At 64.4% G+C, this 25333-nt stretch carries 23 protein-coding genes and 1 tRNA gene; 12 read left to right on the plus strand and 12 right to left on the minus strand.

The genetic code is table 11. The features are described 5' to 3' along the window. Window positions 1-445: 445 nt before the first annotated feature. Window positions 446-518 (plus strand) — tRNA-Arg (locus tag ACIBH4_RS06395). Between the two features lie 416 nt (window positions 519-934). Further along, complete coding sequence (locus ACIBH4_RS06400; RefSeq protein ID WP_362764496.1) at window positions 935-1864, plus strand: hypothetical protein; 930 nt, start codon at window positions 935-937, stop codon at window positions 1862-1864. A gap of 70 nt (window positions 1865-1934) precedes the next feature. Here the strand turns inward: ACIBH4_RS06400 and ACIBH4_RS06405 are convergent, their stop codons facing one another. From ACIBH4_RS06405 to ACIBH4_RS06435, 7 genes are all read right to left on the minus strand, one after another. Further along, window positions 1935-3302, minus strand: a complete 1368-nt coding sequence (locus tag ACIBH4_RS06405) for a tyrosine-type recombinase/integrase (RefSeq protein ID WP_362764494.1) — start codon at window positions 3300-3302, stop codon at window positions 1935-1937. Then, window positions 3299-3490, minus strand: a complete 192-nt coding sequence (locus ACIBH4_RS06410) for a helix-turn-helix domain-containing protein (protein ID WP_344743532.1) — start codon at window positions 3488-3490, stop codon at window positions 3299-3301. The genes ACIBH4_RS06405 and ACIBH4_RS06410 overlap by 4 nt, the downstream gene beginning before the upstream one ends. Then, window positions 3487-4842 carry a replication initiator gene (locus tag ACIBH4_RS06415; RefSeq protein WP_399171656.1) on the minus strand — a complete coding sequence of 452 codons (1356 nt, stop codon included), beginning with the start codon at window positions 4840-4842 and terminating at the stop codon, window positions 3487-3489. Before ACIBH4_RS06415 ends, ACIBH4_RS06410 begins: the two co-directional genes overlap by 4 nt. 140 nt (window positions 4843-4982) lie before the next feature. Next, window positions 4983-5144, minus strand: coding sequence for a hypothetical protein (locus ACIBH4_RS06420; protein ID WP_362764487.1), 162 nt, complete (start codon window positions 5142-5144; stop codon window positions 4983-4985). Window positions 5145-5213: 69 nt separating this feature from the next. Next, window positions 5214-5897, minus strand: a complete 684-nt coding sequence (locus tag ACIBH4_RS06425; RefSeq protein WP_362764484.1) for a DUF2637 domain-containing protein — start codon at window positions 5895-5897, stop codon at window positions 5214-5216. Between the two features lie 31 nt (window positions 5898-5928). Continuing rightward, the gene (locus tag ACIBH4_RS06430) at window positions 5929-7293 is read right to left on the minus strand and encodes an FtsK/SpoIIIE domain-containing protein (RefSeq protein WP_362764481.1); all 1365 of its coding nucleotides are present in this window, start codon (window positions 7291-7293) and stop codon (window positions 5929-5931) included. After that, window positions 7283-7636: a hypothetical protein gene (locus tag ACIBH4_RS06435; RefSeq protein WP_362764478.1), complete on the minus strand. Its 354-nt coding sequence runs from the start codon at window positions 7634-7636 to the stop codon at window positions 7283-7285. The genes ACIBH4_RS06430 and ACIBH4_RS06435 overlap by 11 nt, the downstream gene beginning before the upstream one ends. Window positions 7637-7796: 160 nt before the next feature. On the opposite strand from ACIBH4_RS06435, the gene ACIBH4_RS06440 reads away from it, so the two are divergent. Next, window positions 7797-8132, plus strand: a complete 336-nt coding sequence (locus ACIBH4_RS06440; protein ID WP_362764475.1) for a winged helix-turn-helix domain-containing protein — start codon at window positions 7797-7799, stop codon at window positions 8130-8132. A gap of 31 nt (window positions 8133-8163) precedes the next feature. Here the strand turns inward: ACIBH4_RS06440 and ACIBH4_RS06445 are convergent, their stop codons facing one another. Together ACIBH4_RS06445 and ACIBH4_RS06450 are read right to left on the minus strand one after the other, a co-directional pair. After that, window positions 8164-8340 carry a hypothetical protein gene (locus tag ACIBH4_RS06445; RefSeq protein ID WP_362764472.1) on the minus strand — a complete coding sequence of 59 codons (177 nt, stop codon included), beginning with the start codon at window positions 8338-8340 and terminating at the stop codon, window positions 8164-8166. Beyond that, the gene (locus ACIBH4_RS06450) at window positions 8337-8552 is read right to left on the minus strand and encodes a hypothetical protein (RefSeq protein ID WP_362764470.1); all 216 of its coding nucleotides are present in this window, start codon (window positions 8550-8552) and stop codon (window positions 8337-8339) included. The genes ACIBH4_RS06445 and ACIBH4_RS06450 overlap by 4 nt, the downstream gene beginning before the upstream one ends. A gap of 151 nt (window positions 8553-8703) precedes the next feature. On the opposite strand from ACIBH4_RS06450, the gene ACIBH4_RS06455 reads away from it, so the two are divergent. Both ACIBH4_RS06455 and ACIBH4_RS06460 read left to right on the plus strand, forming a co-directional pair. Next, entirely contained in the window at window positions 8704-9441 is a 738-nt protein-coding gene (locus ACIBH4_RS06455; RefSeq protein WP_362764466.1) for an XRE family transcriptional regulator, read from the plus strand. Between the two features lie 2 nt (window positions 9442-9443). Next, complete coding sequence (locus ACIBH4_RS06460) at window positions 9444-9920, plus strand: NUDIX domain-containing protein (RefSeq protein WP_362764463.1); 477 nt, start codon at window positions 9444-9446, stop codon at window positions 9918-9920. Here ACIBH4_RS06460 and ACIBH4_RS06465 read toward each other — a convergent pair. The 3 genes from ACIBH4_RS06465 to ACIBH4_RS06475 all read right to left on the minus strand — a co-directional run bounded on the left by ACIBH4_RS06465 (window position 9903) and on the right by ACIBH4_RS06475 (window position 11350). Further along, on the minus strand, window positions 9903-10454 hold the full coding sequence (locus tag ACIBH4_RS06465) for an HD domain-containing protein (RefSeq protein WP_399171560.1): 552 nt from the start codon (window positions 10452-10454) through the stop codon (window positions 9903-9905). The two genes, ACIBH4_RS06460 and ACIBH4_RS06465, sit on opposite strands and share 18 nt — an antisense overlap. A 66-nt stretch (window positions 10455-10520) precedes the next feature. Continuing rightward, complete coding sequence (locus ACIBH4_RS06470) at window positions 10521-10994, minus strand: winged helix-turn-helix domain-containing protein (RefSeq protein ID WP_362764458.1); 474 nt, start codon at window positions 10992-10994, stop codon at window positions 10521-10523. Between the two features lie 11 nt (window positions 10995-11005). Continuing rightward, window positions 11006-11350, minus strand: coding sequence for a hypothetical protein (locus ACIBH4_RS06475; protein ID WP_362764456.1), 345 nt, complete (start codon window positions 11348-11350; stop codon window positions 11006-11008). Window positions 11351-11524: 174 nt separating this feature from the next. On the opposite strand from ACIBH4_RS06475, the gene ACIBH4_RS06480 reads away from it, so the two are divergent. From ACIBH4_RS06480 to ACIBH4_RS06510, 7 genes are all read left to right on the plus strand, one after another. Next, a complete protein-coding gene (locus ACIBH4_RS06480) occupies window positions 11525-12259 on the plus strand; it encodes an XRE family transcriptional regulator (protein ID WP_362764453.1) in 735 nt (244 codons plus the stop codon). A 500-nt stretch (window positions 12260-12759) separates the two neighbouring features. Further along, entirely contained in the window at window positions 12760-13965 is a 1206-nt protein-coding gene (locus ACIBH4_RS06485; RefSeq protein WP_362764451.1) for an IS110 family transposase, read from the plus strand. A gap of 267 nt (window positions 13966-14232) precedes the next feature. After that, window positions 14233-14766, plus strand: coding sequence for a hypothetical protein (locus ACIBH4_RS06490; RefSeq protein WP_362764448.1), 534 nt, complete (start codon window positions 14233-14235; stop codon window positions 14764-14766). Window positions 14767-14980: 214 nt separating this feature from the next. Next, window positions 14981-16015: a DNA cytosine methyltransferase gene (locus ACIBH4_RS06495; RefSeq protein ID WP_362764445.1), complete on the plus strand. Its 1035-nt coding sequence runs from the start codon at window positions 14981-14983 to the stop codon at window positions 16013-16015. 880 nt (window positions 16016-16895) lie between these two features. Next, a complete protein-coding gene (locus ACIBH4_RS06500; protein ID WP_362764442.1) occupies window positions 16896-18728 on the plus strand; it encodes a hypothetical protein in 1833 nt (610 codons plus the stop codon). Beyond that, entirely contained in the window at window positions 18728-20173 is a 1446-nt protein-coding gene (locus ACIBH4_RS06505; RefSeq protein ID WP_362764439.1) for a hypothetical protein, read from the plus strand. The genes ACIBH4_RS06500 and ACIBH4_RS06505 overlap by 1 nt, the downstream gene beginning before the upstream one ends. Next, entirely contained in the window at window positions 20170-25203 is a 5034-nt protein-coding gene (locus ACIBH4_RS06510; RefSeq protein ID WP_362764437.1) for an FtsK/SpoIIIE domain-containing protein, read from the plus strand. Before ACIBH4_RS06505 ends, ACIBH4_RS06510 begins: the two co-directional genes overlap by 4 nt. Window positions 25204-25333 lie beyond the last annotated feature (130 nt).

Raw genomic sequence — 25333 nt, forward strand, 5'->3', positions numbered from 1 at the left:
GCCTCTTCGGCTCTCCGAGCCTCCCCGGCTCCGGCCGTCTCCCCGGGCCGTTGGGCTTCTCTCGCCCGTTCGTTCTCCCGGACTCCGCCGGCCCTCCCGCCCTCTTCGACCTCCCCAGGCCCCTCAGGCTCCGCACCGGCGTCGGCCCGCTGGACAGCGGCCTCGTACCCGGTGAGCTCGGCCACCAGCAACCCCCCGGCCAGAAGCGCGGGCGCCAGCATCGCACCGCACAGCACCACCGGTCGCAGGGCTCGATGCCCGCGAATGCGCTTCCGTCGCCTGTCGATCACAGATCGTGACGCTAACCTCGCCCAACGCCACACACCCGCCCACTTGCCCCCCTTATTACTCCGGGCCAGCGAACCGATAACCCGCCGCCCGCCCCCGACTCCCCCTTCGGGCGCGCAACCACTCGCTACTTTCGCTACTCTTACTAGGAGCCCCTGCCTCCGTAGCTCAGGGGATAGAGCACCGCTCTCCTAAAGCGGGTGTCGCATGTTCGAATCATGCCGGGGGCACTCTTCTGACCTTGTGGTTTGCCGTCTGGCCTGGGACTTCTTGTCTGAGGCGGCATGCGCCCTGTGCAGCCGTAGGCCACCTTGAGCGGCCCTGAGTCGCCGTTCGCGGAATATGCACGGGATGATCTTGAGGTCACCCAGCCCGGCGATGTCCCGTAAAAGGACCAGGTCAGCGCGGTCGACTGTCACATCAACCAGCGAAACCACCACGTCAGGGATCGGCCCCTACGGACAGGACAGGCGTTACTCGCCGAGCCCTCAGCTATCGACAGATGGAAGAGCGAGCCGCAGCTCAGCGAGAAACTCTGTCCGGCTTCAGAGAGCCCTCCACTCTCACCCGCTTCTGTTCGCCGCCCTTGAAGCTGGTTGTGCGGGAAAGTGCTCTCTGAGATTATCTGCGCTCTGAAGAGCCCACGATGTCGAGTCCAACGCTGGACTACGCCAGGGCCGTTAGGAGGCTGATCTTTACCATGCACTCCTGGGCTGATCACTGGCCGATCGTCGATCCCACCATCCCGCCTCGGGACAAGCACCGAATCATAGGCCATCGGAAGCTCGTTGGCATATCAATGGCGCCTTCGTCCGGGTACGCCGGTTCTCAGCCGTCGAGAACACAAGGTCTCCTGATAACTCTTGCAATCTTTATGGTCTACGGAATCCTCATAGCCATCGCTGTAGCTGCGAGCAAGGCACCATGGATAGGCCCGCCCCTCCTCATTCTGATGGCTGCGGCCGCAGCGACATTGCTCGCGCGGAAACGCCTCAAATCCCCAAAACGACTTGCACGCCTCTACCGTGATCGCTACGTACTCCCCAGCGATCTCGACAACGAAGCCCACGCTCTGCTCAAACGGACCGCCGACGCCACGATGACAGTCACCGGGTCGCAAGTCAGTCGGCAGGGGTTCTTGGACTCTGTCGCCAACAACGTACTGTTTCCCCAACAACTGTGGGAGATCAGTCGTCTCCTCCGTTTTCAGAGCATCCTTCGTGCGGAACAGGTCGCCGCTACCCACGGTGTCATCGTCACACCTGAGCTGACGGCCGTCCTCGCTCCACAGCGGCAAGCCCTGCAGCATTCGGTCGCGATGGTCACACAGCGAATCATGGAGCTAGAGGCTTACGCTCGCCGTACTCAAGAGGCAGACGCCGCGCTACGGGCTCATGAGCAACTACAGAACAACGACAAGTACCGCTACCTTCTCGCGCACACCGACGACAGAATGGGCATGCAGAATCTCCTGCAGCAGGCGACCGCCCTGGAGAACACTCTTGCGCGAAGCGTGCAGAACGCCATCGCAGCGGGTCGGACCTTAGCTGCGCCAGACCTAAGACACTGGCGCTAACCGCTGCACACCATCAGCAGGCAACACCAAAGGCCCCGGACTCTGCCGGGGCCTCCTAAGTTAATAGTGATCACATCTCCAAAGCCTGGGTGATCTGACTATTGGCGCGTGCTCGTTGTCCTTCTATGCACTTCGCGTAGACGCGGAGGAGCACATCAACGCCGTGCCCGGCACGCTGGGCTATCTCGGTGGGCGGGACGCCCGCGTTGAGCCACAGAGAGACCGCTGCATGCCGCAGGTCGTACGGCCGGGCCGCCAGTGGAGAGACGACTTGTTCGGCGGTGAAGGCGAGCCGGCGAGCCTCCTGCCAGACGGCAGAGTAGGCCGAGGAGGAGAAGGGACGGCCGCTGCTCGTGCGGAAGAGTCTGCCGTCCTTCGCGGCGCCGTACGTCTCGATGTGCTCGCGGAGGATCGCGACGAGAGCCGGAGGAATCGGGATCTCCCGGATGTCATCCTTGGCCCTGTGCTTCAGCCCGCGCTCATCGTGGGTCTCTCCCGAATCTGTCCACCGCTTGTTCGCCTGTGGACGTGCCCTCTCAAGCGTGATGAGCCCCCACCCCTTGGCAGGGAGCTCGCAATTCTGGCGACGCAGGTCGGACGCCTCTTCGGGGCGGAGTGCCGCGTAGTACATGCAGGCGAACATGGCCACCATCCGAGGACCGCGTGTCCGGCCTACCTGCCTCACGGCGTCGAGCAATTCCCGCGCCTGCACCGGATTGACCGCCGTCCGGGGGTCGACGGTCCCAGAGGCTTTCGGGGGCTTCCACTTGACCGCATGTAGCGGGTTGGCAGGCAACTTCTTGAGCTCCACCGCGGATTCCATCATGTGGTGGAGCACGGCCCGCTTCCGCCGTACCGTGTTGGCCGCCGCCGGCCTCCCGTCGAAGCAGAGAGCGATCGCGTCGAGGGCTGATCGAATCACGACCGGTTCCAGTAGGTCGGTGAGCGGTAGGGACGCTGCTTCCAGCCAGCAGAACACCGCCTTGTACTCCGGCCGCAGTTCCCCGCGCCGCTTGTCCGGGAGGAAGGCATAGTCGCGCAGCACCGCGCGGAGCTCTTCGTCATCCGGCCTGCCGGGAAGGTCCTTGGTGAGCGCAGGGACCAGGGACAGTAAGGCGTACGTCATCGTCTCGCGGGTCCGAGCAGCCGAGTGGACCCAGCGGGTCGCCATGTACGACCGCGCGAAGCCGAAGAAGGTCGCCCCGGTGTCGGCGGCAGGCTTGGCCATCGACTCGGGGAGGCCAGTCACCAGGTTGAAGGGCTCCCCCTTCCTGGTCGCCTGTCGTAGGTCAGAGACGAAGTTCTCGGCGAGCGCCTTCGTCCGGAAGGTCTTGGACCGCTCCTTGCCGCCGACCTTCCAACGGACGACGTATGAAGGCGTCTTACTTGAGGCGTTTCGGCGGATGTCCCAAATCCTCACGTCATAGGAGGTGTTCATGCCGCCTCCCGGAGACTGTCCAACCAGGCCGCGAAGTCACTCCGCCAGACGCGGATCTCTCCGTTGGGCAGCTTGATGCACTTGGGCGCGTGGCCGAGCTCGCGCCAGCGATAGAACGTCCGGCGAGAGAGTCCACCCAACTCGTCGAGGACCTGGGGAACGGTCAGTAGCTCGTCACGCCGACTCATCGGGCATCGCCTTCGCTGCTCGTCGGCGAGGCAGGTAAGGCAGTGCCGGTCAGTGCGGCGGCGAGGAGTGCGTCACCGAGTGAGTAGCCCTTTCCGGCGTACTCCCATTCGGCGATGACGAGGACGGTGTCCTCGTCGAAGAGAGGCAGGCGGCCGGTGGTGATCGCCTCGTCGCGGGCGTAGGTGGTGCGGTCGGTTCGGATGTCGCCGAGGGTGGTGGAGTAGTGGCGAGAACGGGTAGAGAAGTGGCCGCGGAAGCCGAGCATGTGGGCCCACTGGGTCAGCCGAAGGTCGGCCAGTTCGTCGAGGGCGCCGAGGCGCTGGCATTCGGCGATGAGGCGGCGGGGGTGCGGGCGGAGGTTGAAGGCGGTCAGGTCGTCAAGGGGGTTGATGCGTCGATCGAGGGTGCCGACGCATTCGGCGGCCTTGGTGGCGTACTTGGCGATGTAGCCCGCTACGGCCTGGTCGGTGAGGTCGCCGTCCAGGGTGATCGGGCGGGTGTCGATCTGTTCGCCCCAGTGCAGCACGCGGGCGGGTGCGTCGAGGACGGCGGGAGCGGTGACGGAGACGGCGGAGGCGGCATGCCGTACGGCGTCCGTCAGAGTGTCGGTGGTGGCCCAGGCCGGAGGCGGGGAGGTGGGACCGTCAGGGCCGTCGAGGCGGATAACGGCGTGGAAGTGGACGACGCCGCGTCGCTGGTACTCGGCGACCTTGGCAAAAGAGACGGTGGCCTGCTCACGCAGCTCCCGCAGGGTCAGGCCGGCGGCTTTGGCGACGCGACGGCGCAGAGCGTCGGTGAAGTACCGCCACAGTTGCGGGGCCAGGGCATTGAACAGCACTGAGCCCTCGTAGTCATAGCAGTCCGGGCAGAGCGGTTCGCCGAGGCAGGTCTCATCGGCGCGGTGCCGGGCCGTGCAGGACATGACCCGGCCGTGCGGGCAGGTGGCGGCGTCGCGACGTGCGTGGCAGGGCAGCGCTTTGCCGTTCTTCTCCCGGCGGGTGTGCACGGTGCCGAAGGATGGGGCGGTGAGGGTGACGAACAGGCACGGGTGTGCGGTGACCGTTTCGGGGACGCCCTTGCCGCCGGCCAGACCAGCACGGATGAGCTGGTAGGTGTCGGCGCGGTAGATCTCGGCGCAGGCCGGGCAGCGGGAGGCGCGGCGGGTCTTGCAGGGGACGCGAAGGATGCCGTCAGGTTCGGCGCGGGTGCTGTAGCGGTGGAGCAGTGCGCCGGTGGCCCGGTCGATGTGGTCGACGCGGCCTCGAAGGTGGATCGGCTGGCGGCAGCCGTTCGTGGCGCGGACCTGGGCGGCCCAGCGGGTGTAGTCCGGGTCGTGCAGTCGGGTGATCATGCCCTTGATCGCGTGCGGGATGGCCGAGGATGCGGGCAAGATGAAGACCTCCTTTCACTCGTTGGGGTGCGAAGGGGATGGCCCCCGACCTGGCAGGCGTCTTGGCGGATGTACGGCCAGGCCGGGGGCGCCGACGACTCTCAGCAGAAGCCGAGACCGTCGCAGTAGGTGCAGGTGTCGCCGTAGGAGTCGAGGCCACCGCCGCCGCACAGGCAGCGCCAGCGGTGCGGCATAGTCGGCGAGAGCGGTTCCTGCTCGTGGACGGGCTGGATGGTCGCTTCCGGGTGGGTGTCAGGTGGCATCGGCGGCTTCCAGAAAGGCGGTCAGGTCCCATAGGTCGTTGATCAGGACGGGCCGGTGGGCGAGGGCAGTCATCGTGGTGCTCCTTGTCTCTGCGCGGGTTCGGTGACGGTGTGCAGGCTGCGGAGCAGGTCGGTGGCGAGTTGGTCGGAGACCCCCAGTCGGGCGCGAAGCGTGTCGGCGGTGATGGGCCGGCCGTGCTGGGCGTGGTGTTCGGTGGCCACGCGGCGGGCGAAGGTGACCAGCGCCGGAGACGGTCTGGTTGAGTCATCGGGGATGGCGTCGGCGGCGGAGGTGAGTTCGGGGATCGGCGGCGTGGGGACCGGTGTGGTGGAGGTGGTGACCGTCACCGCGGACGAGGGGGCGGATCGGGAGACGGCCGCGCGGCGTTCCAGCATCGAGACCGCGATGAGGAATGCTCCGGCGGGTGTGGCCGCGACCAGCCAGCCCCATACCGATGCTTCGGCCTGGTGCAGGTTGGCCGCCAGGGACAGCAGGACGCCACCGGCTAGGACGAGCGCCGGCCAAGAGACCGGCCCGGAGCGCTGGCGTCCGGTCTTGGCGTCGCGCTGGCGTTCGCGGGCGGCCATGACGCAGGTGAGGTCGACGCAGATGGCCACGGCCCAGGCCATCCAGCCGTGTTGTCCGTGTTGAGTGGCGGTGTCGTGGATGTGGGTGAACGATCCGGCACCCGCGATGGCGGCCAGGATGAGGACCGGCCCGGAGTCGAGCAGGTAGCGGGCGAGGTGTCGCATCGTGTCCCCCTTTCTGAGCGGGTCGGTCGGTTCAGGCGTCGAGGAGTTCGGTCAGGTCGAGCTCGCTCGTGGCCGTGTCGTGGATGCCAGAGGTGATGTCGGCCCAGGCCGGGGTGAGGTCTGAGTACATGCGGGCGGCGTGTTCGGCGGCCTGCTCGGAGACGTAGAAGGAGCGGGCTCGGTACCACTGGCCGTCTTGTCCGGCGACGATGGCCACCCCGGGGGTTTCGGCGGGGATCGCGCGGGCGGAGACCAGTGCGGCGGGGTCGAGGTCGCCGAGGGTCATGGTCGCGGTTTCGGGGTCGTTGACCCGGTGGCAGATCCGGCCCGAACACTGCGCTCGCAGAGCGGTGACGCCGGGTCCGAGGTCGGAGCCGATGCGCTGGCCGCAGCAGAACAAGTAGATGCCGAAGGCCCGTCCGAGCTGCGCGACACGGAGGAGGGCCGTGGAGGTGCGAGCGATCTCGTCTTTCTCGCTCTTGTCGGCCATCAGGTACAACTCGGCGAGCTCGTCGACCAGGACCACGATGGGGATCGGCCGTACGCCGGGTGGGAGTTGCCAGATGTTGCGGGCGCCTGCCGCACGGCACAAGCCCATCCGGTCGATCATCAGTCCCACCAGGTCGTCGAGCAGGCCGACCGACTCGGCGCGGGAGGTGGCCAGTGCCGACAGGCGCACGGCGTAGGGGGTGAACTCCACGCCGCCTTTGAGGTCGAAGCCGACCAGCGCCACCGGTTGCGGGGCCAGGCCGACGATCAGGGCGTTGGCGAGGTTGGATTTCCCAGACTGGGTCGCTCCGGCGTTGAGCCAGTGCGGCACGGTGCGAAAGTCGATTTCCCAGGGCTTGCCGGTCTCCAGCCGTCCCACAGTGACCTTGAGCAGTCCGGAGGAGGGCGGCAGGTCGGCGACCCTGACGAGAGGATCGCGCATGGTCGCGGCCAGGACGACCCGCCCGGGGCAGGGCGAAGAGACGCGGACGGCGTGGACTCGCCAGGAGTGCGCGAGTCGCTCGGCGGCCTTGGCGTAGTCCTCGGGGACCTGTCCTTCCAGCAGGTGGAGGGTGACGCGCCAGCCGTGCCGGGTGGGCAGGGGCAGCCACATCCACGGCTTGGTGTCGACGGCGATGCGCTGGAAGCGGCGGCGGACCTTGACCAGGCCGGTGGAGGCGACCGCGCCGGGGGTGAGGGTGAACCACCAGCGCTGGCGCTTCTTGGTCAGGCCGCAGCCGAGGGCGACCTTGCGCCAGGTGGCGCGGACGGAAAGAGCCATGAGTGGGTAGCCGGCCACCAGCCAGAAGGAGCGGTAGTGCCAGCGCCGCCACGCCCACAGTCCGGCCAGTGCGACGGCCAGGACAACGCCGACGTCGAGGAGCGTGAGCAGCAGGTCATCGCGCAAGAGTGCTCACCTCCATGGGGAGGATCGAGGCGGCGCGGTAGCTGATGCCCCAGCGGACTTCGCCGTTGCGGGTCTGTTCCCAGACGAAACCGACCAGGTCAACGGGGTGGACGGGCATGCCGAGGGTGACGGGCGGTTCGCCGGAGGTGTTGACGCGGATCAGCTCGATGCGGCCGGTCGCGTCGATGGCCGACATGGCGACCTCGTAGATCTCGTAGATGGGGTTGCCGCTCTTGTCGGTCTTGATCTCGCCGGTGTCCTTGTTGACCAGGCGGGGGCGGGGTGCGGCGACGCAGACGAACTGCAGTTTGGCGGTGTCGACGGGGATGGGGATGTTGCGCATGGTGTGTGACCTCCTGTTCGACGTAGCCAACATAGTTAACCTAGTTGGCCTGGTTGTCAACGTTCTCATGGTTGGCTTGGTTGCACGTCTGTGCTGAACTGATACGAGGTTGGTAGCCGAGCTGGGCTATCAGGCATGTGATGCGGCGGAAGAGGGATGGATGGTCAAGAACACCGGGCGGCCCGGCTACCTGCAGATCGCCGACGATCTGCGCGAGCAGATCCGCGTCGGCGTCCTGGCCCCCGGAGCCCCGCTGCCGTCCACCACCCAGCTCGCCGAGCGCTACGAAGCCTCGTTGAGCGTGGTGAAACTCGCCGTCGGCGTCCTGCGCAACGAGGGCCTGGTGATCGGCCAGCAGGGCAAGGGCGTCTTCGTCCGGGAGGGCGCCGCGCCGGCGCCGGCCCCGTCGGATGAGCTGACCGAGATCCGCGCCACCCTGCATGACCTGTCGGAACGACTCGCCCGAGTCGAGTCGGCGCTGAACGACCGCCCGTAGGTGCCTTGCGCGGTCGCCTGCGGATTCACGGTCATCCGCGGACGTGGCAGCCGGTCACCCGCCGCGCCAGGACCGCCGAACGGGTCGGCGCGGCCGTGCGAAGGCTCATGCACCGGTCCTCCTTGCGCATCCCGATCAGAACGAGCGTGTAGCCGACGACCACGACGGCCGTGAGCACCAGGGCGACGATGAGGGGGATCGAGCTCACGTCCAGATCACCCCCGCCTCCACGGTGCCGCGCGGGTAGCCGGCCGGGCGCCGGACCTCGCCGCGCCGCTTGCTCGCCTTACGTCGCCTGGCCTGCCGCCGCAGCCAGCGTGCCGAGGCGTGGCACTTCCGGCAGAGCGTCTGCCCCTCCTCCACGGCCGCGCCGCAGGCGCAGACCGGTCCCTCCTCCAGCGAGGCCATCAGGTCGATCATGGTCGCGTCTCCCTTCGTCGAGTCGGTGTCGTGCGGTGTGACACCGAGAATCCGCCCGAAGGGTGGGACGAGATCACTACAGGACGGGACATGTTCGGGACGTCCGGCATACGATGTCCAGGTCCCCGGACGTCCCTGACGGGCAGGTGAGATGGCGAACGAGCGGCTGCGCGCGGCGCTGTTGGCGAAGGGTATGAGCGTCGCCGTACTGGCCGAGGCCATCGCGGTGGATCCCAAGACCGTCGAGCGGTGGATCACCAAGGGACGCGAGCCGTACCGGAAACACCGGTTCGCCGTGGCGTCGCTGCTGGGTACGGACGAGACCTACCTGTGGCCGCAGGCCCTCAGCCAAGAGCAGGTCGTGGCCGCCTCCGAGAGCGAGATCATCAATGTGTACCCACACCGGTGGACGATGCCCCGGGGCGCGTGGGAGAGCCTGTTCCGCGGTGCGACAGAAAAGATCGACATCCTGGTGTACGTCGGGATGTTCCTCGCCGAGGACGCCGGGCTGATCCGGCTTCTCGCCGAGAGGGGCAGGTCCGGGGCTCGGCTTCGCGTGCTGCTCGGCGACCCGGAATCGGAGGAAGTGATCCGGCGTAGCGCCGATGAGGGCATCGGCAAGGACGCGATCTCAGCGAAGATCCGGAGCGTGCTCTCCCTGTACGCGCCGTTGCGCGAGGTGGCCGAGTTCCGGATGCACGGCACGACGCTCTACAACTCGATCTTCCGGGCGGACGACCAGGTTCTCGTGAACACGCACGTGTACGGCGAGGTGGCCTCCAACGCCCCCGTGCTGCACCTGCGCCGGGTGGCCGGCGGGGACATGGTGACCACGTACCTGGACAGTTTCGACAAGATATGGAACGAAGCCCGCCCGGTAGAGTGGTGATCATGTCTCGGCGGATCGACTACCACGACGACCCCGGCGCCCCCACGCCCAACAGCATGGTTCCGTCCGTGAACGCGGTGGTCACCAACGACGCCGGCGACATCTTGATGATCCACCGCACCGACAACGACAACTGGGCACTTCCCGGGGGTGCGATCGATCTGGGCGAGTCGGTCCCGCAGGCCGCGGTACGCGAGACGGCCGAGGAGACCGGGATCACGTGCGAGATCACCGGAATGGTCGGGATCTACACCGACCCCCGGCACGTGATCCTCTACACGTCCAACGGCGAGGCCCGGCAGGAGTTCTCCATCGTGCTCACCGCACGTGCCGTAGGGGGATCGCCGACGACGAGCAGTGAGTCACGCGAAGTGCGATGGGTCCCGCGCGAGGACGTCCTGTCCCTCCCGATGGACCGGGCGATGCGGATGCGGATCGAGCACTATCTGAAGGGCGCCGGCCTACCTCACATCGGCTAGCGCCGCCTCAACGGAGGCGACCGCGGCCAGCAGCAACGGTTCGTTAATGCCGATGACACGGGTCACCAGGTCGCCGGGACCGTAGCGGGCACGGATCTCCGCCAGGCGCTCATGCACGGTGAACCGCTCACCGTTCGGGCCGGTAGTGATGTCGCAGTAGATGAGCGCTTCGGACAGCTCGAGCCGTCCCTCACGGAACTCGGCGGTCAACAGGTCGATCAGACCGCGCTCCCGAGCCTCGTTGACCGCACCCGAGTGGTAGGCCACCAGGCCGCACAACGTGTCGTCGACCCGCTGAACGTCTCGCAGGTATCGGGCACCGTCGAGCGGATGAAAGCCGGTGTCGACGAGATCGGGTGTGTAACCGATGTCATGCAGCCAGGCCGCGGTGATCAGCAGATCAGCATGTTCCCCGAGGATCGGCGTCAGTGAGACGGCACGTGCGGCCACCCCTTGCGTGTGCGCCCAGCGGCGTGGCAACGGCTCCCGGAGAAGATGTTCGGCCAGCTCACGAGCCCATTCGGCGTGTTCCATGCGGTTCACGATAAATGCCGACCCCCGGAGGACGACCAGAGCCATAGCGAGACGTCTCAAGACGTCTCAGAGTTGGGCCGATCGGACGAACCGCCCCTTACCGTGTTCGGCGACGATCAGCCCTTCGCGCTCCAGCTCGGCCAGGGCATGACGGACGGTGTTGCGCGAGGCCCGATGCCGACGACGCAGCGCATGCTCACTGGGCAGCGTAGCGCCGACGGGAAACGCCCCCGCGCGGATCTGTTCGCGCAAGGCACGGGCGATCACCTGATAGCGATAGGTCGCCTGCAGGTCTGGCGTATCACCTCTCACGACACGCCCCTTGCCGGGCAGGGTGACGATCAGGCCCTCGTCCTCCAAGACCGCCAGTCCGCGGCGGGCAGTGGATCGGGCGATGCGGAACTGGTCGACGAGAGCCATCTCTGAGGGCAGGACGCTGCCGGGCGGGTACGCGCCCGTGGTGATCTGGTCGCGAAGCCAATCGGCGAGCAGGTGATAGACCCGCCCGCCGGTCAGCCATCTGTTTTCGCTGTGGGACATCGTCGCCGAGCTCAGGAACGATAAGCGTTGACGATCTGACCCAGATCCAAGCCCAGCTCTCCCTGCTCACCGTCGCGCCAGCCGGCCTGGGCCGCCTCAGCGATCCGATCGGCGGCGGGGAACAGCTTCAGGCACGAGACCCGCTCGTCGTGCTGATCGCCCCAGTAGAACCACTGGAACGCCAGATGAACGTAGACGCGACGAGGGCGGAATCCACTGTCGGTGACGTCCAGGCACGGTCGATCCTTGCTGTCGGTGATCAGGACCGCGATGATCTCCCGGTTGATCAGCTCATTGCGAAGCGCGGTGAGCAACTCGACCTGATAGGCGTACTGGTTCTCTTTCACGGTGGCCATGGATCAAGGACTCCCATCGGATGGTGAGGGCGGAGCCCCTGTGTGGGCGGGGCTCCATGCCGACGAGCTTCGCTGTCCGGCAGGGACTCGGGCACCGCAAGTTAGGGACGTCTAGGGACGTCTTATGTTAGCGTCGCAAGCACCGGCCCTCCTGCTGCGGAAGGTGCGTCCCTGATGAACGAAAACCTCCGGCACGCCTTGATCCGGGCGCGACTGCAGCCCGTCGACATCGCCGCCCGCTTGGCGGTCGATCCCAAAACCGTCGCCCGCTGGATCAGCGGCCGCATCCCACACCCTCGCCACCGCTTCGCGGTCGCCGATCTCCTCGGAACCCACGAGAACGACCTGTGGCCTGATGTCTCCTACGGCCGACGCCACATCACCGGCGAGATCAAGGCCGTCTATCCCCACCGCTGGGCTGTACCCGCCGAGGTTTGGCGCTCGTTCTTCCAGGCCGCGGAGAAGGAGATCGGCATCCTCGTCTACAGCGGACTGTTCCTCGCCGAGGACGCCGGCCTTCTCCGCATCCTCACCGAGCGAGCACGGGCAGGGGTACGGGTCCGCATCCTGTTGGGCGACCCCGACAGCCCGCAGGTCGCCGCCCGAGGCGCCGAGGAAGGCACTGGCAGCGACGTCATGGCCGCACGCATCCACAACGCCCTTGCCCTCTACCGTCCTCTCCAGGACATCGAGGGCATCGAGATCCGCCGGCATCGCACCGTGCTCTACAACTCGATCTACCGCGCCGACGACAGCCTGTTGGTCAACCTGCACGTGTACGGCACCCGAGCCTCCGAAGCACCCGTCATCTACCTGACCCGCACCGAGGCCGACAACGCCGCCCTGACCTACCTCGACAGCTTCGAACGCGTCTGGACCAGCACCGAAACCGCAGGCCAGACGGCCTGAGGATCCTTCGCCCTCAAGATCGAACGTAATTTATCTGTTCGCTTTCAAGGCGCGTGCCGCCTGCGGCGTCCCGCGCGCGTCGGGCGGTCGCTGGCCGCGCTGCGGCTCTTCGGCCGGTCGCAGCCCGCACCGCCCACGCGCTTTCGACCGCCAGGCGATAGACCTCATGAGATAAGGAAGCTTCTCGCTGGTGTCGTCATGGTGACGGCCGTGACGATCGCTCACTTCGGCACTGGCCGTAGTCGGTCGGGGCGATCGGCTCATTAAGAGATCCTGGGTAGACAGCCCTCGAAGGGTTGTCACCTCTCGGCCCGGCGGGTGCATGGCCTGCGATCGGATCGCCGCTTGACGGCTCGCGTGCAGTGGCGCCGGCCCCGCCGGGACGAGGGCGTCGAGATCGGCATCAGGAAATAGCCCCGTATCGAGGGCCGCAGTAATGAGCTTCCGGCAGACGTCCTCACCGAACCCCCGAGGTGACCTGCAGCGGAAGGAGTCACACCGTGCACACCGTCGGATGGGACTGGGGCAGTCAACGGCACGCGGTCACCGTACTGGATGAGAGCGGCGCCACTACCCAGCGATGGAACCTCAGCCATACCGAGGACGGCATCACCACCACCCTGCGCCGCCTGGCCGCCTACGGCGACCCCGCCCAGCTGCCTGTGGCGATCGAGACCAGCAAGGGACTGGTCGTCGACCGGCTGCTGGCCGCCGGGCATCCGGTTGTGGCCATCCACCCCGGCGCCTTCACCGCGATGCGTCCCCGTTGGGGCTCCTCCCGGGCCAAGAGCGACGCCTTCGACAGCTTCATGCTGGCCGACCTGCTCCGGACCGACGCGCCTCATCTGCGGTTCCTCACCCCCACCGAACCGACGACGCTGGAGATCCAGGCCCTGTCCCGTCAGCGCAGCGACCTCGTCGCCGCCCGTGTCGGCGCCGTCAACCAACTGCGCGCGCTGCTGGAGGCGCACTGGCCCGGCGCCGCCCGTCTGTTCTCCCACCTGGACTCCGACATCTCGCTGTCGTTCCTGGAACGCTTCCCCAGCCCGCAATCGGCCGCCAAGCTCAACCCCGTCACCATGACGGCGTTCCTACGCCGATGCCGCTACACCGGCGGCAAGTCCGGCGCCGAACTCGTCGAACGCCTGCGTCAGGCCCCGCAGCCGGCCAGCCGGATCGGCCGCCACACCGTCACCGTCCTGATCACCACGCAGATCGAGCAGGTCCGCGCCCTGGTCCGTGGCATCGCCGGCCTCGAGACCGCTCTCAGCAAGGCACTGGACGAGCACCCGTATGCGTTCCTGTTCCGCGCCCTGCCCCGGGTCGGCATGGTCAACCTCGCCCAGATCATCGGCGAGATCGGCCCGATGCTGGAACGCGGCCTGACCGCCGACCAACTCGCCGCCGAGGTCGGCATGGCCCCGGTCACCCGCGCCAGCGGCAAAGTCCACACCGTCGGCTTCCGGCATAGTGCCAACCGAGCCGCCCGCAAAGCCATGACCCACTTCGCCGACAACAGCCGCCACGCCAACCCCTGGGCAGAAGATCTCTACCAGCGAGCCCGCGACCGAGGCAAACGCCACCCCAACGCGGTGCGCATCCTGGGCAGGGGCTGGCTGCGCGTGATCCACGCCTGCTGGCGCAACGGAACCCCCTACGATCCCGCCGTCCACCACGCCAAACACCGCACACCACCGGCGTCGTAGTACTGCCGCGGCGCTCCTGGTCCTCGCTTCGCTGCGGTCCAGGTCACCTTGCCACCGAACATCCCACGTCCTCACCGCACGCAGAACGCTTAACTTGCGGCTTGACCAGCAACGATGGGCTCAATTCCTGGTGGGGGGTTGACTCAGGGAACTGCCGCGGCTCTCCTCCGTCAAGCCTTGCCACTGGATGACGCAGAGTAGCTAGTAAGCCTGGTCCAGGAGGTGTCGCCGTACGTCACAGCGGCGGTCGGTGCCTATGGTGGCGCGGTGCTGACCAAGGCCAATGAGGAGGCTGCTGATACCACGGTCGGATGGGGACGTGCGCTGCTACAACGCATCTTTGGCGTAACTCTCGAGGGGGAAGAGGTACCCGAGACAGTGGCGGAGCTGGCCGTTGATCCGGCAATTCGGCCCGACCACTACCGGGATCACTCGACGATTTATGCGCCCCGTCTGAGCCGGGAAACCTGCTTCCCGCCCGGCAGGTCCATGTCCGGCCACACGAGCCGGTACGCCGCATGGAGGCACCGCGGGCCTGGCAGTTTGTCAGCCACGAAACGACCGCAGGGGATGCTGAGCGGTGAGGGGGCGCCGGTGGTGGTGCACCAGATGCTGTACGGCATGGGCGGGGTGGGTACCTCAGTTGGTCAGTGTTGCTCACTTGTTGTGCACCGAACTGCGCTCGAGCTGCCCAAAAGCAGTCGGGGCGACCTGACGCTCTACATGATCCTCAAAGAGCTCCAGGCCCTGCTGGTCACCTGGGCAGGCCGATGCCCCACCTGCCACCAACAACCGCCCTAACCACGCAACAAAGCACTACTAGGCCATTGACTGAGGCTGTAAGGGACGTCGAGATTGCAGCAGCCAACGCGCTCATCCCTGTTCCCGCCCTCCAAGACCTGGTCAGGAGGGCTGCCGCTGGCAGCCAAGGGGCACTGCGAGGATGAGCTCTTGTCGTTATCCCCACCCGTCGACGAGGCGGGGCGGTCTAAGCTAAGTTCAGAGTATGGGCGACATGACAAGGCGCATCTCAGCGATAGATCTGTTCTGCGGAGTGGGCGGGCTGTCACACGGATTGATGCAGGCTGGCCTGAACGTAGTCGGCGGTTTTGATATAGATGCTCGGTGCAAATACCCATTTGAGCAAAATATTGGAGCTCCGTTCATTGAGCAAGATGTCCGGACAGTTTCTAAAGAGCAGCTTGATTTTCTATGGGAGCCGGGCTCAATACGCCTCTTGGCGGGATGCGCGCCGTGCCAGCCCTTCTCCCCATACAGGAGAGGCATAGATACGTCTTCAGAGCCGCAGTGGTCGCTTCTTGGTGAATTTGCACGACTCGTCAAAGAGTCCCGCCCTGAGCTAGTAACCATGGAGAATGTCCCTCGGATTATGAGCTCCAAGATCTTCAGGGAATTTTCTAGCTCTCTCGAAAAAATTGGTTACGAAGTTTCTTTCAAAAGCTGCTACGGCCCGGAATATGGTCTTCCACAAGAGCGTCGCCGACTTGTTCTCATTGCGTCGCGAATCGGACACATTAAGGTCCCTAGAGGTAAACGAAAGCCTGAAGAATTCATAACGGTGAGAGAGGCAATTTCCGGTCTCCCTGCAGTTCGTCAAGGGAAAACGCATGACCTTGATGGCATGCATAAGGCAAGAGCCTTAAGCCCTACGAACCTGAAACGAATCAAAGCATCCAGACCAGGAGGGACATGGCATGACTGGCCGACAGAGCTGCTGTCTCCTTGCCACACTAAGCCTTCTGGCGCCACGTTTAAGAACGTATACGCCCGCATGGAATGGGACAAGCCGTCTCCTACTATTACAACTATGTCATACAATTTCGGTACCGGAAGGTTCGGCCATCCGGAGCAAGATCGTGCAATCACCCTGCGAGAAGCGGCGATACTCCAAGGGTTTCCAGAGAATTACAAGTTTGTCAGGCCAGGAGAACCTGTGGAGTTCAACTCTATAGGTCGAATGATCGGAAATGCTGTTCCTCCTGCGATCGCACGAGCAGTGGGGAGCGCTCTCCTCGCAGCAGTTAATTAGCAGGCCTGCTAGGGGATTGGCGGGTACCGGCCACAAGCGGTGACTCTTCCAGCGTTTGAGTGATCATCGATATGTCGGTCATCGAGCCGCTTGGAATCAATCTCTACGGCAATTCTGCTGCCGTCCTGTTCTAGGCTGGTAAAAATTGCCTTGGGTGCTGGCACAAACAAGTTCTCGATCGAATGGTTGCAGCTCACCAGCAGCATTATCGCTGACGGCTCATAGTCGGAACAGCTCGTTGCCAGCTCAGCACGCGAGCCCGACAGGGCTGCCTCTAAGTCAACTGCGAGACCAACATCGAGCGAGACGTCATGCTTCTGGGCTGCCCTGGGCGACGCCAAGGGTGAGCCACCGAAGTCAGCGCAAGGTTCACGACTCGCAGGGGAACGACGCCTTCCTCAAACTTCGGCCTCTACTTGGCCCGCAAGGGGCACCACTCATCCATGTCATGTGTGGTCCCCTATCTGCGCTTGCCTCGTAGAACTGACGAAACGAGCGGTCACCGCACTCAATCAAGGATGAATGCGTGCGCAGATCGGTATCTGAATCTAATCTGACATGCTGATCGCGACAGTTCTACGCCTCACCTGTCGGCATCACGGGCATCCTAAATAAGCTCATCAACGACCACCGAATGCGCGCTGTCGCTACCCAGAGATCGTCAAAGCCCACATCGCACACGTCTTAAGCGCGATGGCAGTCAACATTGAGTGCCTCATTACCAAGCATGATAATCAATAATTTTCGCGGTCTTCCACACAGTCACACAGCGTGAACCAGGCGAACTTCAGCGACCGGTCAGGGAATTTGATCCACGGGCAGCGGCCCCGACAGCTAGAATTTCACAGCGCTCCCGGCTCGGACGACGAAGGACAACAGCATGCCGCTAGAGGTCAACAAACACGTCCAACGGATACGTCGTTACCAGCCGTTCGACGTCGACGCCTCCGAGATGATCTACGAGCGGCAGGCAGACCGGTCGCAAACTTTGTTCCCCGTCGTGACGCTGGACTACTTGCTGAGTGCCATTGAACGACCGACCACGAAAACCATCGTCCTGACCGGGGACGCCGGGCATGGCAAGACAAGTCTGTGCGCCAGCCTTCTGGCCGAGCTGCAGGGCGATGCCGAGACGAACCCACTAGAGATCCGGAAGACGGTTTTCCGCGAGTTATCCGAGGCTGGCAATGCCAGCCGCCCTATTGGTCAGACCCGTAGCGGACGCCCGCTGTACATCCTCACGGATCTCAGCGAACTCAGCGTGCAAGCGGGCGCTCGCAAGCTCGTGGAATTGCTCAACCCTGCGGATGGGGGTGTCGCGATCATCTGCGCGAACGAGGGCCAGCTACGCAAGTGCGCCGCCGAAGACGAGAGCTTCGACAAAGGCGGCACAGGGCGTGCCAAGATCCTGGTGACGACCCTTACGGAAGGCATCCTCCGCGGGCAGGTGAGCGACCCCGATGGCACAGTCACCGTTATCAACCTCAATTACCAGTCCGTAGCAGCCGACAGCCAAAACGGCGGGCTCATCCAGTGGGTCCTGAGGCAGTGGACGACGGCGCAATGGTCGCGATGGAAGGCCTGCGAGACCTGCGATGCACAGGTAGCCTGTCCCATCCTGGCCAACCGCAACGAGCTCAACGATCCCATCCGCGGGCAGCAGCGCCGGGCCGCGATCCGGGACATGTTCGCCGCGGTCGAGCGCACTGGGACCGTGGTCACGACCCGTCAGGCGCTATCAGTGACCAGCTACATGCTCACCGGCGGCCTTTCCTGCGAGAACGTTCACACCAGGTACCAGCGGTCGCACTCGAACAGGTTATGGCAGGCTCCCCACTTGTACCACCAGGCCCTCTTCGGTGACCGGTTGACCCAGCAACAGCGCCATCTGGTACCTACCTTCTTCGCACTACGAAAACTGGACCCGGGCAAGGTCTCCCGACGTCAGGTTGACGACCGGCTGGACCCGGACATGGCCGGCGACTTCCCTCCCGCGGATGCTGGCAGCTACCTGCAGAAAGTCCGTACGAGTCGGGACGCCCAAAAGCAGGCTGAACAGTTGCGAAGCGTGTACACGTTCCTGCGGCGAGCTGACTTCTTCAACAGCGACGACGACAAGGACCGGTTCGCCCGCATGGGCCTGCTGGCTGGCGACGACTTCGTCATTGTCCAGGACAAGAACCGGGACCCGGCAGACACCAGGGTACGAGACCGCTTTCTCAAGGGCCTGGAGGCCGTCCAGGGCATCCACCGGGCAGGGAGCAACCCCGACTTCCTGATACTCGACCCGGCCTTTTTCACCCACCGCGGCCGCGCGGCTGTGATCTCTCGGCGAGTGCCCAGCAAGGGTGTCGAGGTTGTCGACCAGGTCACCCAGTGGCAAGAGAGAGGCCGGACGGGCATCGCCCCTGAGATGCAGAACGCCGTCGAGTGGCTCAATCGGGCCATCTACATCCGCATCCCGGCCGTCGCCCCTGATCAAGACGCGGTCTCGGTGGAAGCGGACCTGTTGCGCTTTGAGTTGCTGACACGGTGGGCCGCGGGCCTGCGCAGCGAGGTCCAGCATGAGGCAGAGATCCGCGGCCTGAGTGGATCCCTGGCAGAGCTGGCCGACTCGTCGAACAAGGACGACGAGATCCAGGTATTGGCAGGCAACACCATGAGAAAGCTTATGATCGATGTCGGCGATAAGATCAGGTCGGTGCGTGCCTGATGGCCGATCGTTCCAAGGCTGAGGTCGTCCTTCGTCTCTTCGGGGTGAATCTCGAACGGCAGGGCCGCGGCTTCTACGTCCCGCTCGAGATGCTCGCGATCGCCCGTGGCGTCTACCTGGCGCATCAGGAAGACCCGGAGAATTTCTCAGGGCTCCTGGACGGCGGAGCCGATACAGCTTATAGAAGGACCTCGCACGACCTGGCCCGGCGGATCGCGACCAGGACCCGCATTGTCGAGGGCGACGAGGAACTGAGCAAGGCCGTCGAGCTGGACTCCCCCGAGACGATGGCAACGCTCCACGCCCTGTTCTCCTCCCTGTTGGTCGAGATCCCCGGGCGTCGTACCCAACCCGGTTGGTTCGGCGTGCACATCTATCCGTTCGTCGGTGAGCTCATCCACTACGACGCAGTCGAACGACGAATCAAGCAAACCGATGCCTCCTCCAGGAACAGCGACAAGAAGCGCAAGCAGGCCAGCAAGGTTGCTGCTGGCATCAATGCTCCGAGTATCGAGCGTTACCTCTTCCGCGATGGCGGGGGATGGGCCTACAAAGTCCTACGCAGCGACCCTGATTCCAACCGCAAGGAAGCGACCCGAAAGGGCCTGACCGACCTCGTACAAGACAGCGGCACCCCGTTGGGCAACCTTGCCAAGGCTCTCAGCGCGCATGACTTCGATTACGACGAAGCACCCGTGGAGGGCACAGACGAGGGAATCACGCTGCACGAGGATCTCAGTCCGTGGCCCGATCTGCTGAGGGAAGGGACCCGCAACATCGTCACTCGGATCGTGACAGTCCCCAGAGCCAAGCGCACCGAGAGCCTCATGCACTGGGTCCCCTATTGCTTGGCACGCCACCAACTGCATCTCGCACGCACGAAGCTCGGTGTCACCGATCAGGAATCGATCTTGTTGGACTTCGGCAATGAGGCGACCCCTCTGCGCAGAGAGTCGCAGAAGAACCTCATCGCCTTCCGTAACGACATCGTCAACGCGATCAACGTCCAGGCCCGGGAAATGATCGACGAAGCCGAAGGCGACGAGGCCAGGAAGCGCCGCTATGAAAGATTCGCTGAGGAGGCCGGCAACGCGGTCGCATCGCCCCGAGCGTTCTTCAGCGAGACCCTCGCCGCTGTGGGAGCCCTGAACGCGGCGGTCGGGCGCCGACACTTCACCATGAAGCCCCCGATGCTCGAGAGCCTGGTATCCGCCACCGTCCCTCAGGGAACGGAGATGGAGTTCGACCAGTTCTGTGAACTGGTGTACGAGAAGTACAGGCTGGTGATGGAGAACAAGGTCGCGGCTGCGAGCCCGTTGGCCTACGAGGTCGATCCATCGTTCCTTGACCACAACGGCAAGGCATTCCGGGAAAGGCTGGCCGCTATCGGCCTGCTCACTCAATATTCAGATGCGACCAGCATGGTCCGAGGGGAGCCCCGGTGACCGACAGTAGTATCAGAGTGCTCGGTCGGTTCGTCGCCGACGAAGCGCTCCGTAAGGTCAACGACCTCAGTGGAGCCCGTGCCGGCCTGCGAGTCAGCGGATTCGATCGGCAGACCGTGGCCGAGGCGCTCCGTCGCACCGCCCAAAGGCTGGCGGAGTCGCCGGACCGTCAGATTGTCGTCAAAGTCGGTACCTCGGAGCCGATCGAAGGTATACCGGTTGACTACCTGCTGGACCCGCAGGACCAGCTGACCAAGTGGCGAAATTCGGGACATGGCGCGGCGGTGCTGCTCTTCGAGTGGGGGGAATCTCCGGACGCACAGGGGCTGGCGGCCATGAATGCCCTTGACGACGCCGCAATCCTGGGAGACCACCACGACCCCTCTGGCGAGCGCGGGTTCGAAAGGCTCATGGCAGAAGCGTGGCGGGAGGCCGATGGCATCGGCGCCGTTCCGGCCATCATGGCTACCCATTTGCCGGAGATCTGGCGTGCCGTCACCGATGAGGAGCGCCGGTCCTTACACCACTGGGCGGCCTTCCTGGTCGAAACCGCGCAGAAAGTCGCAGCAACTCACGTCCACACCCCTGAAGTGGTCTACCCCGAGATCTCTGCAGCCCTGCCCGCTCTTGGCCTCTTTCCGGACCGAGGACTCTCCATCAAGCCCGCCGCGCTGCCCGCCCGAATCAAGAAGAACGTTTGGGTCAGTGCTTTCAAACAGCCCACCGGCAAGGAGATCACCGAAGACGACCTGATAGACCGTATCGCTACCACCGAGTTCAGCGAGGAGTCCTTGGAGCACATCGGTATGGACTCCAAGACTGCCAAAACGCGCATGCGCAGCCTTGTACTCAACCGCAGTGGTTCTAGCCTACAGAATCCTCGTCAGCTTCGCCGCGAGCAGGACCTGACCCTCTGGCTCGAAGTCTTCGAGCAGAAGTCCAAGAAGATCGGCCTGGGCCAGCAGATCCGGCAGGAGATCGAACGGACCGCAGCAGAGCGGGTTGACGAGTACGACGCCATGATGATCGAAGACGCGCTCGACCGCGGGGACCAGGAATCCGCACAGCGCTTCCTCGACGAGGCTCCCGTCGGAGGAACCGAACCGCTAGCCGACCTGCTGTCCAAGCGATCTCGCCGCAAAGTCGAAAAGCTCGCCTTCCCGGACTCTCAATTCGTCAATGACCCACTGCGCGCCCTGCTGCGCGAGCTGACCTACTTTTCCGACGAAGAGGAAGGCTCCGTCATCGTCGGGCTTGAAGGCAACCAGGAAGCCGGACAGTGGAGCCGCTGGCTGTTCGCCTTCTTGTACGCACGCACCCTGCGAGATGTCCAGAACTCCACCGGACTTCGCCTGACTCTCGAGGTCAAGGAGTGCCTGCTGGACCTGACCAAGCCGCGCCTGCCGCAGGAAGATGAGCCGTTTGACCCGAACATCGAGTGGGCCCCGCTGCGCATCCTGGTCGAGATGGAAGGTGCCGCGCAGCGACGCTTCCGCTGGGACCCCCTGGGCATCCCCGGCCAGATCGCTCTGGCGGCCCTTATTCATGGCTGGAGACCTTCCCCCGGCCACGCCAGCAATCTGACCTTTGACACCTTCCTTCAGAAGTTCAACGAACCCAGGTACTGGCAGGTCAACGAGCCCGTGCCCGAACCCACGTCACATTTCGCCAGCCAGCTGGAGCGCCTCAAACAGAAGCACTTCAAGCGGATCTCCGACGGGCTCGACGCCGAGAACATCAACGAATACGTACGCGAATGGGAAGGCATACTCCGCGCAGCTCGCACCGCCCTGGTCCCCAACAACGCCCCGAACACAGACCTTGAGGCCGTCGTCCTGACCGATGTCGTCGGGCTGGCCGAGCACCGCATGATGATGCTGGCCACCCACCCGCTGAAGCTGCGCTGGCTGGCAAAGAACTACGCGGAGGCCGCTGGCAGCATCGAGACCGCCCTGAACAAGGAGGGAGGGCTGAGTCTCAACCAGGAGAACGAGGACCTCTTCTTCGACGCCATCGATCGTATCTCCCCACATGGGACACCTGCGATCCTCGTCGGTCCCGGCGGCACGGTTGCCATTCCGATGCGGGAATCGGCCGGGCATGAGGAGTACGCGCCGGTCCGCCACGGCGGCAATGAGTCCAAGGACTGGCTCTCCAGCGTCGACGAGACCGCGATCGATGAGATGGTCCGCGTCATCACCGACTACCTGACGACCTACCCCCACAAGCTCGATGGCCTACGCGTACTGCTCCTGGACCGCAACGGCGACCCTGTCCTGCCCATGCGCGTGGCAAAGCAGATGCGGGCCAAGAACCCCCGCCTGAAGGTCGATCTGGTCGTGCTGGCTCCCCAAGCAACCCATCACGAAATCATCCAGGGTTTCGACCTGCAATTCTCCGGTGCAGAGATGTCCGAGGACAGTTTCCTGCCCGACGTCCAACTCATCCTGCAAGCATGGGAGCCCGACCAAGAAGCAGAGCTGTCAGGGCTGGAAGACACCGTTGACCTCGCCTTGGCCCCGGCGCTGTTCGGCACCCAGACCAGTATCAAGGAGAGCACCAAGAAGGAATCCTTGTCGGGCTCCTTCAACTCCTGGAAGCACCCGGCCTCCCACAATTTGGCGCAAACCAGCGAGAACGTCGTAAGAGCGCTGTTGCCCGAGACCGCCGATGAGGCACTCGAGTCCTGGTCAACCCTGTGCGTGCGCTACGACCGCCGTTCCCCGGTCTCCAGAGAGAGCGTCGACGGCATCGACTACTTCGAGATGCAGGTGCAGTTCGACCAGCATCAAGACTTGTTCACCACTCTGCACCGCGTGGCCCACTGGGTCGTCACCCTCGACAGTTTCATCGGACGCGAGCAAATCGATGCCCTGCGTAACCGCCCTGACGTCATCCTCGTCAAGCCCAGCGTCGGCAAGAACGAGTCCTACACCCTTATCGTCAGTTCGCAGACCGGCCAGCAGTTCGTCGTCCAGCGATTGCGGCGCCGGTTGGAGCAAATCGGGGTCGTTACTCCGCAGGACTCCGAAGGCACTGCTAAGCGGATCTACGAGGTAGGCCGCAATGTGGCCCCTGGCGCCGTGCTGCGCTCCCTAGGTATCGGCACCACGGTCAACGAAGTCGTCGGCCTGGTCGCCACCCGGTTCGTCATTGACCAGCAGTTCCCCGCCCCTCGGCAGGGCACGAGCCTGGTCACCTGGATCAGCTTCGACGAGCACCACCGCTGGTTCGGCCGGGGACACAAGACTCGTGCCGATCTGGGCCGCTTCGTGCTGACCGTCCAGGATGACGGCACGGTTCGCCTGGATATCCTGGTCGCCGAGTCCAAGTTCCGCCAGACCTTCGACGTCGGCTCGGCCGAGGAACAACTTAACCGCACCACCGACCTGTGCGAGGATGCCTTCCGCTCGGACGGCGAGGTTCGCCACGACCGTCCCTTCTGGCTGGACGAGCTTGCCGCCGCAATCGCTCAGACCAGTGGAAACGTCCTAAGGGCTGCAGACCTTCCAGCTCGCACTGTGATCGGCGACGACGACCACCGTCAGATCGAGGCGAAGGTCCTTGACGCCTTGCGCTCCGAGGATGTCCAGCTCGGTCAGGTTACTGGCGTTGCCGTGGCTATCTCAGCCGAGGACGACCAGCCAGCTCCCATAGTGGGAAGCCTCGGCAAACACACCCTGGTGAGGCTGAACAAGCACGAGCTGCTGAACCTCATCGGCGCTCTGCGCGCAAATCAGGACCCCACCAATGCAGACCCCCTTGTTGCCCCTAGGGACCTGGGCGAGGCCGTGGAGGTCTCTGGCCCCGCCGTTCAGACCACCTCGACAGACATTTCCACCGAAATGCTTACTCCGGAAGAACCGACGGCACTTGCCGAGGTTGTTGGAACGACTGCTCTAACAAACGCGCCAAGAGTGGTAGTTGCACGCCACTCTGCCGCAGAGGCGGATCCTGTCCCTCCGAAGGCTCGCCGCGGTGGGCTCCCCGACGAGGAGCTGAGGCTTCGATACAACAAGGTCGTTGACGTCTTCGTCCGCCATAAAGTCACGGTCAGCTCCCCGGAGGTCGGCAAGTGGCAGGAGGGGCCCGGCTTCTACATCTTCCGGTTCATCCCCAACCCTGGGGTCACCGTGGACAAATTGACCAACCGGCGAGACGAGATCTTCCTGGCTCTAGCGCTACCCTCCGGGTTCAGCATTCGTACCCGCAGCGACCGTGGCTCCGTACTCTTTGAAATCCCCAAGATCGCTGACGAAATGTACGGGGTTGACGCCAAAGCGCTGTGGCAGCAGTGCCCGGTTGATCCCGAGAGCCTCATCGCCCCGCTGGGCGCCGACATCGAAGGCAACCCGGTCACCATTGACCTCTCCTCCGCGGATTCACCGCACTTGCTGGTGGCCGGCACGACCGGATCAGGAAAGTCCGTTGCCCTGGACACGATTCTCAAGGGCTTGATCCGGTACGACAAGAGTGCTCTGCGACTCCGTCTCATTGATCCCAAGGGCACCGAGCTTGTCGACTTCGAGGACGACCCTCACCTTGATGGCATGATCGGTATGGACGCCGCCGATGCGATCGAGATTCTTGAGGAAACCGTCGAAGAGATGTCCAAGCGCTATGAGGACATGAAGGCGATCCGCGCGCGCAAGCTCGTCGAGTACAACTCCAAGGTCAACAAAGCAGACCGAAAGCCATGGATAGTCGTCGTCCTGGACGAGTACGCCGACCTCACCAGCGATCCTGAAGAGAAAAAGCAGATCGAAGCGCTACTCAAGCGCCTAACGCAGAAGGCCCGCGCTGCGGGTATCCACGTCATCGCAGCCACGCAGCGCCCGAGCGCGGACGTTATCTCGACGACCATCCGCTCCAATTTCCCCGCCCAACTCGCCCTGCGGGTCAAGACTGCGACCGACAGTCGCATTATTCTAGACGAGACCGGAGCCGAAGCTCTGGCCGGACATGGCGACGCCTTTCTACACACGGCTAAGGGCACCATACGACTGCAGGTGGCCTACGACGGGAGCTAAGCAGGTGATGTATCCCGATTTTCGTGGAGTCGCTTTGATTGACTACATGCCTCCGCCCCCTTCGAGAGGTCGGCATGTCGAAGAGTGCAGACAAACGCGTCTGGAACACGGGGCATCAGTGGCGCCTTGA

Origin of the sequence: Streptosporangium sp. NPDC050284 (genome assembly GCF_044459525.1) — a bacterium.
Taxonomy (GTDB): domain Bacteria; phylum Actinomycetota; class Actinomycetes; order Streptosporangiales; family Streptosporangiaceae; genus Streptosporangium.